Below are 14085 nucleotides of genomic sequence, written 5' to 3'. Positions count from 1 at the left end.
GTCCGCTGTGCGGTAGCGTGAGGCTCGTCACGCCGTCCGTCAAGCCCGGCGCGGGTGGCCGCCGCGCGGGCCCGGGACGCGCCGGAGAGAGCCGGACACCGACAGGAGGAAGATGACCCGGTGACCGCCGAGCCTCCGCAGAGCCCACCCGCACCCGCCCTCCCCGAGGAGGTCACCGCGCGCTGGCAGGCCCGCTTCCGTGCCCCGCGGGTCAGCCTGCCCGACTGGGCCGAGGACGCGCCGCAGCGCAGCCTGTACGCCTCCGACGTCAGTGGTGTCGTCGAGCAGTACGCCTGGGACCGCGACACGGACACCCACCGACAGATCACCGACCGGGCCAACGGCACCCTGGCCGCGACGCTGACCCCCGACGGCGAGACGATCTGGTGGTTCGCCGACACCGACGGCGACGAGTTCGGCATCTGGATGACCCAGCCCTTCACCGGCGGACCGGACGTCGTCGCCCTGCCGGAGGTGGGCCCGGCCTACCCCGCCGGCCTGGAACTCGGGCACACGGTCACCGCGGTGGGTCGCTCCACCGACGACGGCAGCGAGCTGTGGATCGCCCCCGCCGGCGGCACGCCGTCGGTGTTCTACTCCTCGCCGGACACCGCAGGGGTGGACGCGCTCTCCCGTGACGACTCGCTGCTGGTCTTCTCGCACTCCGAGCACGGCGACCCGCGGTACCCGGCGCTGCGCGTGCTGCGCACCGCCGACCTCTCCCTGGTCGCCGACAAGTGGGACGGCGAGGGCCGCGGCCTGCACGCGCTGAGCTTCTCCCCCTCCCCCGGCGACCAGCGGCTGCTGGTGGGCCACGAGCGCCGTGGCCGCGAGGAGCTGCTGATCTGGGACGTCGCCGCCGGCACCGAGACCGAGCTGGTGCTCGACCTGCCCGGTGACGTCACCGCCGGCTGGTACCCGGACGGCTCCGCCCTGCTGGTCGGGCACGACCACGCCGCCCGCAGCGAGCTGTACCGCTACGACCTGGCCTCCGGGTCGCTGGAGCAGCTGGACACCCCCCGTGGCGTGGTCCGGGGCGCGACCGCCCGCCCGGACGGCACCGTGGAGCTGGCCTGGTCGTCGGCCGAGCTGCCGCCGGTCATCCGCCGGGCCGACGGCCCGGTCGTGCTCGCCGCGCCGGGTGAGGCACCGCCGGCCGCCTACCCCGTGGAGGACCGCTGGGTGCCCGGCCCGGGCGGCGACGTGCACGCGCTGCTGGTCCGGCCCGCCGGCGAGGGACCGTTCGCCACCGCCTTCCTGGTGCACGGCGGCCCCGAGTCGCAGGACGACGACTCCTACCGCGCGCGCCGGGCGGCCTACGTCGACGCCGGGTACGCCGTCGTGCACGTGAACTACCGGGGTTCGACCGGCTACGGCAGCGAGTGGCGCGACGCGCTCACCGGGCGACCGGGGCTGACGGAGCTGGAGGACGTCGGCGCCGTCTACGACGCCCTGGTCGCCGAGGGCGTGGTCGACCCGACCAGGACGATCCTCTCGGGCGGCTCGTGGGGCGGCTTCCTCACCCTGCTGGGCCTGGGCACCCAGCCCGAGCGCTGGTCGGCCGGGATCGCCGAGGTGCCGGTCGCTGACTACCTGGCTGCCTACGAGGACGAGATGGAGGGCCTGCGCGCCTACGACCGCGCGCTGTTCGGCGGCTCACCGGAGGAGGTGCGCGACGTGTACGTGCGCTCCTCGCCGATCACCTACGTCGACGCGGTGGCCGCCCCGGTGCTCGTGGTCGCCGGCGCCAACGACCCGCGCTGCCCCATCCGCCAGATCGACAACTACCTGGCTGCACTGACCGAGCGCGGCAAGGACCACGAGGTCTACCGCTTCGACGCCGGCCACGGCTCCCTGGTGATCGAGGAGACCATCCGCCAGGTCGAGGTCGCCCTCAGCTTCGCCCTCCGCCACGTGAAGCCCTGACAGCGGACGAGACGGCAGGAACGGTCGAGCGGCAGGAACGGTCGAGCCGTAGGAGCGACCACCTACGAGTGCGGTTCGGCGGCACCGCAGCGCCAGCTGCTGGTGCTTGCCCGGCGCGGGGCCGGAGGCTCCCGCCGGGCGAGCACCGCGTGCCGCAGCCGTCCTCGGTCGCGGCGGCCGGAGGCTGCCCGACGGAGGACGGCGAAACGGCTCAGAGCAGCCCGGGCACGGCTCCTGGCCGCGGTGTCACGCGGAGCGTGACGATGCAATCAACTCCGCGATCTGCACGGTGTTGAGCGCCGCGCCCTTGCGCAGGTTGTCGTTGCTGATGAACAGCGCCAGCCCGCGGCCGTCGTCGACGCCGGGGTCCTGCCGGATCCGGCCCACGTAGCTCGGGTCGTTGCCCGCCGCCTGCAGCGGGGTCGGGACGTCGACCAGCTGGACGCCCGGCGCACCCGACAGCAGCTCGGTCGCCCGGGCCACCGACAGCGGCTGGGCGAACTCGACGTTCAGTGACAGCGAGTGCCCGGTGAAGACCGGCACCCGGACGCACGTGCCGGACACCCGCAGGTCGGGGATGCCGAGGATCTTGCGGCTCTCGTTGCGGAGCTTCTGCTCCTCGTCGGTCTCGAAGCTGCCGTCGTCGACGATCGACCCGGCCAGCGGCAGCACGTTGAACGCGATCGGCGCCACGTACTTCACCGGCTCGGGGAAGGTGACCGCGGAGCCGTCGTGGGCGAGGGCGTCGGCCTTGTCCACGACCGCCTTCGCCTGCCCGTGCAGCTCCTCGACGCCGGCGACGCCGCTGCCGGAGACCGCCTGGTAGGTGCTCGCGATGAGCCGGACCAGGCCGGCCTCGTCGTGCAGCGGGCGCAGCACCGGCATCGCGGCCATGGTGGTGCAGTTCGGGTTGGCGATGATCCCCTTGCGGATCTCGTTCAGCGCGTGCGGGTTGACCTCGCTGACGATGAGCGGGACGTCGGGGTCGCGCCGCCAGGCGGAGCTGTTGTCGATGACCGTGACGCCGGCGGCGGCGAAGCGGGGCGCCTGCGCCCGGGAGGTCGTCGCACCGGCGGAGAAGATCGCGATGTCCAGGCCGGTCGGGTCGGCGGTCGCGGCGTCCTCGACGGTGATCTCGCCGTCGCCCCAGGGCAGCGTGCTGCCGGCCGACCGGGCCGAGGCGAAGAACCGCATTTCGCTGAGCGGGAAGCGGCGTGCGGCCAGGAGCTCGCGCATCACGCCGCCCACCTGGCCGGTGGCGCCGACGATGCCGACCCGCAGGCCGTCGGTGGAGAAGGTGCTCATCGTCCGGTCCCTCCGTAGACCACTGCCTCGGCCGCGTCGGAGCCGAGGTCGAAGGCGTCGTGCACCGCGCGGACGGCGAGGTCGACGTCGGCGTCCCGGCAGACCACCGAGATCCGGATCTCGGAGGTGCTGATCAGCTCGAGGTTCACCCCGGCGTCGGCGAGCGCGCCGAAGAACTTGGCCGAGACGCCCGGGTGCGAGCGCATGCCCGCGCCCACCAGGGACACCTTGCCGATGTGCTGGTCGAAGCTGATGTCGGTGTAGCCGACCGTGTGCTTGACCCGCTCGAGGGCGGCGATGGCGGTGGGGCCGTCGCTGACCGGCAGGGTGAAGGAGATGTCGGTCAGCTTCGCCTCGCTGGAGACGTTCTGCACGATCATGTCGATGTTGACCTCGGCGTCGGCCAGCACGCGGAAGATCTGCGCTGCCTCGCCCGGGCGGTCGGGCACCCCGGAGACGGTGATCTTGCCCTCGCTCCGGTCGTGCGCGACGCCGGTGATGATCGCCTGTTCCACGGTGAGGTCCTCCATCGAGCCGGCCACGATCGTGCCGGGGAGCTGTGAGTAGGAGCTGCGGACGTGCACCGGGATGCCGTACCGGCGGGCGTACTCGACGCAGCGGAGCATGAGCACCTTCGCCCCGGAGGCGGCCAGCTCGAGCATCTCCTCATAGGTGATGGTCTCCAGCCGCTTGGCGTTCGGCACGATCCGCGGGTCGGCGGTGAAGACGCCGTCGACGTCGGTGTAGATCTCGCAGACGTCGGCGCGCAGCGCGGCGGCGACGGCCACGGCGGTGGTGTCCGAGCCGCCGCGACCGAGGGTGGTGACGTCCTTGGTGTCCTGGCTGACGCCCTGGAAGCCGGCGACGATGACGATCGACCCGTCGTCCAGCGCGTCCCGCAGCCGGCCCGGCGTGACGTCGATGATCCGCGCCTTGCCGTGGCTGGAGGTGGTGATCACCCCGGCCTGGGAGCCGGTGAACGACCGCGCCTCGTACCCGTGGGTCGAGATGGCGATGGCCAGCAGCGCCATGGAGATGCGCTCACCGGCGGTCAGCAGCATGTCCAGCTCGCGACCCGGTGGGTTCGCGGTGATCTGGCTCGCCTGGTCGAGCAGCTCGTCGGTCGTGTCGCCCATGGCGGAGACGACGACGACCACGTCGTCGCCGTTCTTCTTCGCCTCGACGATGCGCTCGGCCACACGCTTGACGCGCTCGGCATTCGCGACGGAGGAACCGCCGTACTTCTGTACCACCAAGGCCACGGGCCCAGGCTACCGGCGCGGCGTGGCCGGCCCGACGTCCGCACGGCGCGCCGCCTCCCTCTCGCCCACCGCGCCCGCAAGCTCTGCGCAGACTGCGGCCGCCCACCGGAAGACGGGGCTCCTCCGCACGTTCGCGCCGCAGGTCCTCCGCGAGCCGCTCCCCCCGTGCGACAGGAGTCCGGGCGAGTTGCGCTCTGGCGCAGCAGTGCAGCCAGAGCACAACTGCCCGCGACGTGCCTCCCCCCGACCACACGGTGGGCGCCGTCCACAGCTCGCGCCCGGGGTGGCGTCACCGGGCGGTTGAGCCGACACGCTCGGCAGCGTGTCCGCGCCCCAGCCCGGGTCCGGGTCCGAGTCCGAGTCCGAGCCCGAGCCCGAGCCCCAGCCCCAGCCCGAGACCGAGACCGTGCCGGTGGCTCCGGGGGTCGACGTGGCGGGGACGCTGCGGCGGCTGCGCCGGCTGGTTGACATGTCGCAGCGTGAGCTGGCCGAGGCGGGCGACGTCTCCCGGGGCCGCCTGGGGCGCGCGGAGACCGGACGTGGCGATCTGCGCGTGGGCGAGTTCGCCCGCCTCGTGTCACTGGCCGGGCTGCGCCTGGTCCTGCTGGACGCCCAGGGGCAGGAGGTTGCACCGATGTCCGCTTCCGCCGTCCGGGACCGGGCCGGACGGCGCTTCCCCGCGCACCTGGACACCCGGCACGGGGACGAGGACTGGTGGTCCGGCCCGCACCGGCACACCCGCACCCAGCCGGAGGTCACCTTCGACCGGGACCGCCGCAGCCGGGACTCCTGGCGCCGGCAGCTGGGCACTCCGGACGACCACCACGTGCCCCGCCCCGGCGACTCCCTGGCGGAGCGGGCCGCCGCGCGGGGGTGGGCGGCACTCCTCCGCCAGCGGGAACAGCGGGAGGCCGCCTGGCGAGCGTGGCTCGCGGCCGGCGGTCTCGGCGGCCCCGACTGGGGCACCGGCTGCACCTGCCCGCCCGGCTGCGAGTACGCCGAGGGGTCCAACGCCGACCTCGGGCACGCACCGGCCTGCGCCTGCGGCTGCGACGTCGGCTGACCCGCTGCTACGGTTGCCCCGTGCGCGGCAGCCTCCTTCTTATCAGCCGCGGCGAGGCCCTCTCCTAGGTCGGCTCCCTCGCCGCGGTGATCGCGCGTCCCCGGGCGCCAGCTGACCGCATCCCGGAGCTGTCCGCAGCCCGCCAGAGGAGCCCCCCGTGAACGAGAACCACCCGCACGCCCGCAACCCCCAGCGCCCCTCGCCGATGCCGATCGGCAAGTACGCGCCCTTCGCTCCCGTCCCGCTGCCCGACCGCACGTGGCCGGAGACGACCACGACGGCCGCCCCCCGCTGGTGCGCGGTCGACCTGCGGGACGGCAACCAGGCGCTGATCGACCCGATGACCCCCGAGCGCAAGCGGCGGATGTTCGAGCTGCTGGTGCGGATGGGCTACAAGGAGATCGAGGTCGGCTTCCCGGCGGCCAGCCAGACCGACTTCGACTTCATCCGTGAGCTGGTCGAGGAGGACCTGGTCCCCGACGACGTCACCGTCCAGGTGCTCACCCAGGCCCGGGACGAGCTGATCGAGCGGACCTTCGAGTCCCTGCGCGGCGCCAAGCAGGCGATCGTGCACCTCTACAACTCGACCTCCACGCTGCAGCGCCGGGTCGTGTTCGGCCAGGACCGTGCGGGCATCACCGACATCGCCGTCCACGGCGCCCAGCTGGTGCGCAAGCTGGCCGAGCAGGCCGGGGACACCGAGATCCGGTTCCAGTACTCCCCCGAGTCCTTCACCGGCACCGAGCTCGACTTCGCCGTCGAGGTCTGCAACGCCGTCACCGACGTCTGGGAGCCGACCCCCGACCGGCCGACCATCCTGAACCTGCCGGCGACCGTGGAGATGGCCGAGCCCACCGTCTACGCCGACCAGATCGAGTGGATGCACCGCAACCTGGGCCGCCGCGACTCCGTCGTGCTGAGCCTGCACCCGCACAACGACCGGGGCACCGCGGTGGCCGCCGCCGAGCTGGGCCACCGCGCCGGCGCAGACCGGATCGAGGGCTGCCTGTTCGGCAACGGCGAGCGCACCGGGAACGTCGACCTGGTGACCCTGGGCTTGAACCTGTTCAGCCAGGGCATCGACCCGCAGATCGACTTCTCCGACATCGACGAGATCCGGCGCACCGTCGAGTTCTGCAACCAGCTGGGCGTGCACGAGCGGCACCCCTACGGCGGCGACCTGGTCTACACCGCGTTCTCCGGCTCGCACCAGGACGCGATCAACAAGGGGTTCGCCGTCATGAAGGCCGACGCCGAGGCGGCCGGCACGAGCGTCGACGAGATCCCGTGGGCGGTCCCCTACCTGCCGATCGACCCCAAGGACGTCGGCCGCAGCTACGAGGCCGTGATCCGGGTGAACAGCCAGTCCGGCAAGGGCGGCGTCGCCTACATCATGAAGACCGAGAACCAGCTGGACCTGCCGCGCCGGCTGCAGATCGAGTTCAGCGCCGTCGTCCAGCGGCACACTGAGGACGAGGGCGGCGAGGTGACCGCCGAGCAGATGTGGACCGCCTTCTCCAGCGAGTACCTGCCCGACGCCGACGCCCCCTGGGGCCGGTTCGCCCTCAGCGGGCACGAGCACACCGCCTCCGGCGCCGGCCCCGACGAGCTCACCGCCCAGCTCGTCGACTCCGGCGTGCCCACCACGGTCCAGGGCCGCGGCAACGGCCCGATCGCCGCGTTCGTCGACGCGCTGGCCAGCATGGACGTCGACGTCCGGGTGCTCGACTACGCCGAGCACGCGCTCTCCTCCGGCGGCGACGCACGGGCGGCCGCCTACGTCGAGTGCGCCGTCGGCGAGCGGGTGCTGTGGGGCGTCGGGATCGACGCCAACATCGTCACCGCGTCACTGCGGGCGGTCGTCTCCGCGGTGAACCGGGCCCAGCGGTAGGACCGTCGCCGTCCGGGTGTGGCAGGACGCCGCACCCGGACGGCTCAGCCGCGCGGTCCTCGGGCCGGCTCGTCCGCAGCCTGGTCGCCGGCTCCGTCGTCCTCGTCGACCTGCGGTTCCGTCTCGTCGCCGATCGGTGCGTCCGCCGGTTGGTCGCCGCGTCGGCCCTCCTCGCCCGCGGTCACCTCCGCGCCGCGGGCGGCGACGCCCAGCTCGTCGACGAACAGGCTCTCCCGCCCGACGTGCCCACGCCGGTAGGCGATCCGGCTGACCATGTGCGCGTTGACCGGCGCGGTGATCAGCTGGAACACCGCGACCAGCAGCAGCATCCAGGTAGCCGACCAGCCGGAGAGCCGGATCGCGCCGCCGACCATGATCAGCAGCACCCCCATGACCTGGGGCTTGGTGCCGGCGTGCATCCGGGACAGGACGTCGGGGAAGCGCAACAGCCCGACACCGGCGGTGAGACAGAGGAACGCCCCCGTCAGCAGGCAGGCCAGGGCGATCCAGTCGGCCACCGACTCGATGTCGTTCACGATCTCTCCGTCCCCTCGGGGCCCTGGACTTGCTCGGCCGCCGGTGAGACCCCCAGGTCCTCGACGTCCGCGCCGGTGCGCAGCAGCATGCCGCCGACGTAGCGGGCGACGGAGATGGCACCGACGAAGACCAGCAGGGCGACGACCACCAGCACCGGGACGACGGTGGGGTCCCGGTTCACGGTCGCGTGCACGGCGAGGCCGGCCGTGACGATGACCAGGATGGTGTCCGTGGCCACCACCCGGTCCAGCAGGGAGGGCCCCAGCGCCAGTCGGACCATCGCCAGCACCGCGCCCAGCCCGAGCATCCCGTAGATCAGGACCACCACCGGGGTCATCGGGTGGGCTCCGCGGTGGCAGGGGCAGCGGGGTCCCCGCGGGGTGGTTCCTGGTCCAGCCGGGCGATGTCCTCCGCGGACCCGAAGGCGTGCACCACCCGCCGCTCGGTCGCCAGCACGTCCGCGCGCTGGCGTTCGACGTCGGCCTCGTCGCCGACGTCCAGCACGTGCACTCCCAGGGTCATCCGCCGTCGGTCCAGGTCCATCACCATCGAGCCGGGCACCAGCGTGAGGGTCTGGGCGATGATGCTGAGCAGCAGGTCCGAGTCGGTGCGCAGCTGCACCAGGAGCACGGCGCTCTGCCGGATCCCGCTGGGCCGCAGCGTCTGCCAGGCGACCTGCGCACTGGAGACGATGAGGTTCACCAGGAAGTACCCGAGGAAGTACAGCGCCGCCACCGGGTGGAGCCGGCCGCCACCGGTGACCGCGGGCAGCGGGAGGACCACGGTCACCGTCAGGGCGACCAGCAGCCCGGTGATGAGGTTCGCCCAGGACCAGGTGCCCCACAGCAGGTTCCAGATCAGCACCAGCCAGACGATCAGCGGCAGCCGGAGCCGCAACCGGCGGACGGGCGAGTCGACGACGGTCACCGGCCCACCTCCGCGCCGTAGACGGCCTCGATGTAGGGCGTCCGCTCCCGCAGGTCACCGGCGGACCGTGTGGTCATCCCGTACAACGGCCCGGCGATCACCGTGAGGCCGACGGTCAGCAGCACCATCGTGGTGGTGGCCGCCATCATCACCGCCGGCAACGGACGCGTCGACGGCCGGGAGCCGTCCGCACCGCCACTCGGCTGTCCCTCGCCCCCGGATGGCGCCGCCGTCGCCACCGCGACGTGCCGCTGCCAGGCTCCCCGGCGTCCGGTCCGGCGGGCCGTGATGGTCGAGGTCGCCCCGCCGGCCAGGCCCTCGGGCAGGGGTTCCTCAGCCGGCTCGTCGCCCCCTGCCGGGTCGTCGTCGCCGTCGTCCGGTCCGGCGTCGTGCGCCGCGGCGGCTGCCGTGTCGGCGGACGCAGCCTGGGTCGGCGGCCGCCAGAACGACCGGGTCCAGACCCGCGACATGGCCAGCAGGGTGAGCAGGCTGGTCACCACCGCGCCGCCCACCAGCACGTACACCTGCCAGCCACCGACGGCGATCCCGGCGTCCAGCAGGCCCACCTTGCCGATGAAGCCGGAGAACGGCGGGATGCCGGCCAGGTTCATCGCCGGCACGAAGAAGAGCACCGCCAGCACGGGCGACGCGGTGGCGAGCCCGCCGAGGCGCGCCGTCGACGTCGAGCCACCCCGCCGCTCGATGAGCCCGGCGACCAGGAAGAGGGTCGTCTGGATGGCGATGTGGTGGACGACGTAGAAGATCGCGCCGGCGAGGCCGGCCGTGGTCGCCAGCGCGATCCCGAAGACCATGTAGCCGATGTGGCTGACCAGGGTGAAGGACAGGATGCGCCGGATGTCGCTCTGGGCGACCGCGCCGAGGATGCCGACCAGCATGGTGGCCAGGGCGGCCCACATGAGCACGTCGTCGAGCGCACCGCCGGGGAACAGCAGCGTCTGGGTGCGGATGATCGCGTAGACGCCGACCTTGGTGAGCAGACCGGCGAACACGGCGGTCACCGGGGCCGGGGCGGTCGGGTAGCTGTCGGGCAACCACGCCGACAGCGGGAACACCGCCGCCTTGATGCCGAAGGCGATCAGCAGCATCGCCTGCAGCATCAGCTGGGTCCCGTCGGGCAGCTCCGGGAGCCGGATGGCCAGCTGGGCCAGGTTGACCGTGCCGGTCGCCGCGTAGACCAGGGCGATCGAGGCGAGGAAGAGCAAGGAGCTGAGCAGGCTCACCACGACGTAGGTGATGCCGGCCCGGATCCGCGGCGCCGAGCCGCCCAGGGTGAGGAGCACGTAGCTGGAGGTCAGCAGGACCTCGAAACCGACGTAGAGGTTGAACAGGTCCCCGGCCAGGAAGGCGTAGCTCACACCGGCCATCAGGACCAGGAACGTCGGGTGGAAGATCGACAGCGGCGTCTCCTCGTCGCCGTCGGCCGTGCCCTGGCCCACGGCGAACACGAGGACGCCCAGCCCCACCGTGCTGGCCACCACCAGCATCAGCGCGGAGAGCCGGTCGACCACGAGCATGATCGCCACCGGGACCGGCCAGTCGCCCACGGCGACCGCAGCCGCCCCCTCGGCGTCGGCGATGAGCAGCAGGGCGACCGACACCCCGACCACCCCGGCCAGCACCGCCATGCTGAGCGTCCGCTGCACCCGCGGGTGGCGACCGACCAGCAGTGCTGCGGCGGCCCCGAGCAACGGCAGCAGCACCGGCAACGGCGCGAGGGCGCCGATCACTGCTCGCCCCGCCGGGTCGGTGGGAGCGTGACGTCGTCGGAGGCGAACTCGCCGTAGCGGTGCGCCAGCTGCTCCTCGACGTCGACGTCGGAGTGCAGGGCGTTGCCCTTCCCGGCCGGACGGTCCTGCGGAGCGAGCCGACCGGGGTCGATGTCGTCGGGGTCCACGTCGTCGGCGTCCGTGCTCTGCCGGGCAGCGACCCGCCGGTCCTCCTCGTCGATCTCGATGACCTCCTGCCGGACCAGCCGCCAGGACCGGTGCACCATCGCCAGCAGGAACGCGGTGACGCCGAAGGTGATCACGATCGCGGTGAGCACCAGGGCCTGCGGCAGCGGATCGCTCATCTCCTCGGCCTCGGCGTAGCCGAAGATCGGCGACAGCCCGGCCGGGCCGCTGGCGGACAGCAACAGCAGGTTCGTCGCGTTGCCGAGCAGGATGAAGCCCAGGATCACCCGGGTGAGGCTGCGGTCCAGCAACAGGTAGACGCCTGCCGCGTAGAGGCCACCGATCACGACCGGGAGCACGATGGTGGGGGTCATCGGGCGATCACCTCCTCAGGAGCGGTCTCGATCGGGTCCTGCTCGTCCTCCTGCCGGTCCTGCTCGGCGCCCAGGCTGCGCAGCACGTCCAGGACCAGGCCGACGACGATGAGGTAGACGCCGATGTCGAAGAACAGCGCGGTGGGCAGGCTCACGTGGCCGAGCACCGCCACGTCGGTCTCCAGGTAGGCGGACTCCAGCACCGCGTCACCCAGCAGCAGACCGGCCAGCCCGGTGCCGCCGGCCACCAGCAGACCGCCGCCGAGCAGCAGGCCCGGCGACACCCGGGCCGCCTCGCCGAGCTCGTAGCGCCCACCGGCCAGGTAGCGGAGCACCAGGGCCAGCCCGGCCACCAGCCCTCCGGCGAACCCGCCGCCGGGCTGGTTGTGCCCGGAGAACAGCAGGAAGAGCGAGAACACCACGATCGGGTGGAACAGGAAACGGGTGGCCACCTCGAGCACCACCGAACGCCGCTGGGGCGCGAGGGTGGAGGACGCCGCGAGCCATCGGCTCTTCGGCGCCCGCCGGGCCGCGGTCGGGTCGTCGCCGGCCGTGTGCTCGTCCCCCGGCCGGTCGACCGAGCCGGTCCGGCTGCGGAGGAAGACCAGGCTGGCCACGCCGGTGGCCGCCACGACCAGCACCGAGAGCTCGCCGAGGGTGTCCCAGGCGCGGATGTCGACCAAGATGACGTTGACGACGTTCTGCCCGTGTCCCTCCTCCAGCGCGAGCTCCGGGATGTCGGTGGAGACCGGGGTTGCCGTGCGCGCGCTCAGGGCCGCGGCGCCGACACCGGCCATCAGCACACCGACACAGACCGCCAGCAGGGCCCGGCCGGTGCGCTCGGCGGGGCGGTGTCGCTCGCTGATGTCCTCGGGGAGCCGGCGGAGCACGAGCACGAAGACCACCAGGCTCAGCGTCTCGACCAGGAACTGGGTCAGCGCCAGGTCCGGGGCACCGTGCAGGACGAAGAGCAGGGCCAGGCCGTAGCCGGTCACGCCCACCACCAGCACCGCGGACAGCCGCTGCCGGATCGGCACCGCGACGGCTGCGGCGATCACCACCACGGCACCGACCAGCGCCTGCAGGGGCGTGTCCCAGGCGCGCCACTCCTGCGGCCAGGGCGCCTGGAAGAGCAGGATCGAGCCCGGCAGCGCCAGGACGACGACGAGGATGGTGCCCAGGTAGGCCGGCAGCGAGCCGCGCTGCGTCGTCCCGGTCACCAGGACGGCGATCTTGTCCAGGGCCTGCAGGACGTTCCAGTAGCCCTCGTCGGCGGAGGCGCCCACGGCCAACCGGCGCTGCAGCCGGTGGAACGGTGACCGGAGGGCGAACAGCGCGGCGCCACCGAGCAGGGTGACCGCCGACAGCGCGAGGGCCGGCTGCAGGCCGTGCCACAGCGCGAGGTGCTCGGCCTCCGGGGCGATCAACGGCAGCGTCTCGGCGTACACGACCACCAGGTGGTCCAGCAGCGGGCTGGCCGGACCGGCGACGAGGCCGGCGAGCGCGAGCACGGCCGGCGCGGCGAGGAACAGCGGCCCGGGGTGGTGCTCCAGCTCCTCCGGGGCGGAGTCCGGCAGACCCGGCTTCCGGGCAAACGCGCCCCACAGGTACCGGGCGCAGTAGGCGGCGGTGAACACCGACCCCAGCACCAGACCGACCAGGACGACGACGGCGGTGAGCCGGTCGGGCAGGCCGCCGTCCCACAGCGCGGTGAACGCCGCCTCCTTGCCCACGAACCCGAGGAACGGGGGCAGCCCGACCAGGCTCGCGGCGGCCAGCGTGCTGATGACGGCGAGGACGGGCAGGCGCCGGCCGAGGCCGGACAGCAACCGCAGGTCACGCACCCCGGTGGCGTGGTCGATGACCCCGACGGAGAGGAACAGCGTCGACTTGCTGAGCGCGTGCGCGATGGTCATCGCCAGCCCGGCTGCGGCCAGCTCCTGGCTGCCGGCGCCGACCATGGTGATCAGGAAGCCCAGCTGGCTGACCGTGCTGAAGGCCAGCAGGAGCTTGAGGTCGTTCTGCCGCAGCGAGCGCCAGCCGCCGATCAGCATGGTGGCCACGCCGAGCCCCAGCACGACAGGCCGCCAGCCGGGGACGTCGGCGAAGCCGGGAGCCAGCCGGGCAACCAGGTAGATGCCCGCCTTCACCATCGCCGCGGCGTGCAGGTAGGCGCTGACCGGGGTCGGGGCCTCCATCGCCGCCGGGAGCCAGAAGTGGAAGGGCACCATCGCGGACTTGGTCACCGCACCGGCCAGCACGAGCATCGTGCCGGCCACCAGCACCGGGCCGCTGCCCGGGTCGGCGACGATCTCCGACAGCAGCCGGCTGCCGCTGGCCGCGGAGATCATCAGCAGCCCGACGAGCATCGCCAGGCCGCCCGCGGTGGTGAGCAGCAGCGCCTGGCTGGCCGCCCGCCGTCCGGCCAGCTTGGCCCCCGAGCCGCCGATCAGCAGGAACGAGAAGACGGTGGTGAGCTCCCAGAAGACGTAGAGCACCAGCACGTCGTCGGCCAGCACCAGCCCGAGCATCGACCCGGCGAAGGCGGTCATGACGCCCGCGAACCGGCCGACCCCCTCGTCGTCGGGCTCGAAGTAGCGCGCGCAGTACACCAGCACCAGCGCACCGACCCCGGTGACCAGCGCAGCGAAGGTCAGCGCCAGCGCGTCCAGCCGCAGGGCGATCTGCAGGTCCAGCGCCGGGATCCAGGAGAGCGTCTCGCGGACCTCTCCCCCACCGACGACGGTGCCCAGCCGGGTCATCGCCCACCCGAAGGCGGTCGCCGGCACCAGGGCGAGTGCGAGGAAGGCCTGCCTGCCCCACCAGCGGACCAGCAGCGGAGCTGCGATCCCGGCGACGAGGTGGAGCAGGAGCAGCAGGCCCAACG

General features: G+C 73.0%; 11 protein-coding genes. 3 read left to right on the top strand and 8 right to left on the bottom strand.

The window, feature by feature from the left end; genetic code table 11:
• The first annotated feature begins 120 nt into the window (after positions 1-120).
• Positions 121-1926 carry a S9 family peptidase gene (locus tag O2W15_RS19045; RefSeq protein WP_269180524.1) on the top strand — a complete coding sequence of 602 codons (1806 nt, stop codon included), beginning with the start codon at positions 121-123 and terminating at the stop codon, positions 1924-1926.
• A gap of 246 nt (positions 1927-2172) precedes the next feature.
• On the opposite strand, the gene O2W15_RS19040 is transcribed toward O2W15_RS19045, so the two are convergent.
• A complete protein-coding gene (locus tag O2W15_RS19040) occupies positions 2173-3231 on the bottom strand; it encodes an aspartate-semialdehyde dehydrogenase (RefSeq protein WP_269180523.1) in 1059 nt (352 codons plus the stop codon).
• Positions 3228-4493, bottom strand: a complete 1266-nt coding sequence (locus O2W15_RS19035; protein WP_269161316.1) for an aspartate kinase — start codon at positions 4491-4493, stop codon at positions 3228-3230. Before O2W15_RS19035 ends, O2W15_RS19040 begins: the two co-directional genes overlap by 4 nt.
• 322 nt (positions 4494-4815) lie before the next feature.
• Between O2W15_RS19035 and O2W15_RS19030 the strand changes: the two genes are divergently transcribed.
• Both O2W15_RS19030 and leuA read left to right on the top strand, forming a co-directional pair.
• The gene (locus O2W15_RS19030; RefSeq protein ID WP_269180522.1) at positions 4816-5556 is read left to right on the top strand and encodes a helix-turn-helix domain-containing protein; all 741 of its coding nucleotides are present in this window, start codon (positions 4816-4818) and stop codon (positions 5554-5556) included.
• Between the two features lie 157 nt (positions 5557-5713).
• Positions 5714-7447, top strand: a complete 1734-nt coding sequence (leuA, locus tag O2W15_RS19025) for a 2-isopropylmalate synthase (protein WP_269161314.1) — start codon at positions 5714-5716, stop codon at positions 7445-7447.
• 44 nt (positions 7448-7491) lie between these two features.
• On the opposite strand, the gene mnhG is transcribed toward leuA, so the two are convergent.
• The 6 genes from mnhG to O2W15_RS18995 are packed head-to-tail and all read right to left on the bottom strand — an operon-like array spanning position 7492 to position 14083.
• On the bottom strand, positions 7492-7983 hold the full coding sequence (gene mnhG / locus O2W15_RS19020) for a monovalent cation/H(+) antiporter subunit G (RefSeq protein ID WP_269161313.1): 492 nt from the start codon (positions 7981-7983) through the stop codon (positions 7492-7494).
• A complete protein-coding gene (locus tag O2W15_RS19015; RefSeq protein WP_269161312.1) occupies positions 7980-8321 on the bottom strand; it encodes a monovalent cation/H+ antiporter complex subunit F in 342 nt (113 codons plus the stop codon). Before O2W15_RS19015 ends, mnhG begins: the two co-directional genes overlap by 4 nt.
• On the bottom strand, positions 8318-8911 hold the full coding sequence (locus O2W15_RS19010) for a Na+/H+ antiporter subunit E (protein ID WP_269161311.1): 594 nt from the start codon (positions 8909-8911) through the stop codon (positions 8318-8320). Before O2W15_RS19010 ends, O2W15_RS19015 begins: the two co-directional genes overlap by 4 nt.
• Positions 8908-10659, bottom strand: a complete 1752-nt coding sequence (locus tag O2W15_RS19005) for a Na+/H+ antiporter subunit D (protein WP_269180521.1) — start codon at positions 10657-10659, stop codon at positions 8908-8910. Before O2W15_RS19005 ends, O2W15_RS19010 begins: the two co-directional genes overlap by 4 nt.
• Positions 10656-11198: a Na(+)/H(+) antiporter subunit C gene (locus O2W15_RS19000; protein ID WP_269180520.1), complete on the bottom strand. Its 543-nt coding sequence runs from the start codon at positions 11196-11198 to the stop codon at positions 10656-10658. Before O2W15_RS19000 ends, O2W15_RS19005 begins: the two co-directional genes overlap by 4 nt.
• The gene (locus O2W15_RS18995; RefSeq protein ID WP_269180519.1) at positions 11195-14083 is read right to left on the bottom strand and encodes a Na+/H+ antiporter subunit A; all 2889 of its coding nucleotides are present in this window, start codon (positions 14081-14083) and stop codon (positions 11195-11197) included. The genes O2W15_RS19000 and O2W15_RS18995 overlap by 4 nt, the downstream gene beginning before the upstream one ends.
• Between the last annotated feature and the right edge of the window lie 2 nt (positions 14084-14085).

This window comes from Modestobacter sp. VKM Ac-2979 (assembly GCF_026967995.1).
Classification (GTDB): domain Bacteria; phylum Actinomycetota; class Actinomycetes; order Mycobacteriales; family Geodermatophilaceae; genus Modestobacter.
Note: the sequence above shows the minus strand (reverse complement) of the source record. Positions and strands in the feature narration are given on the sequence as shown.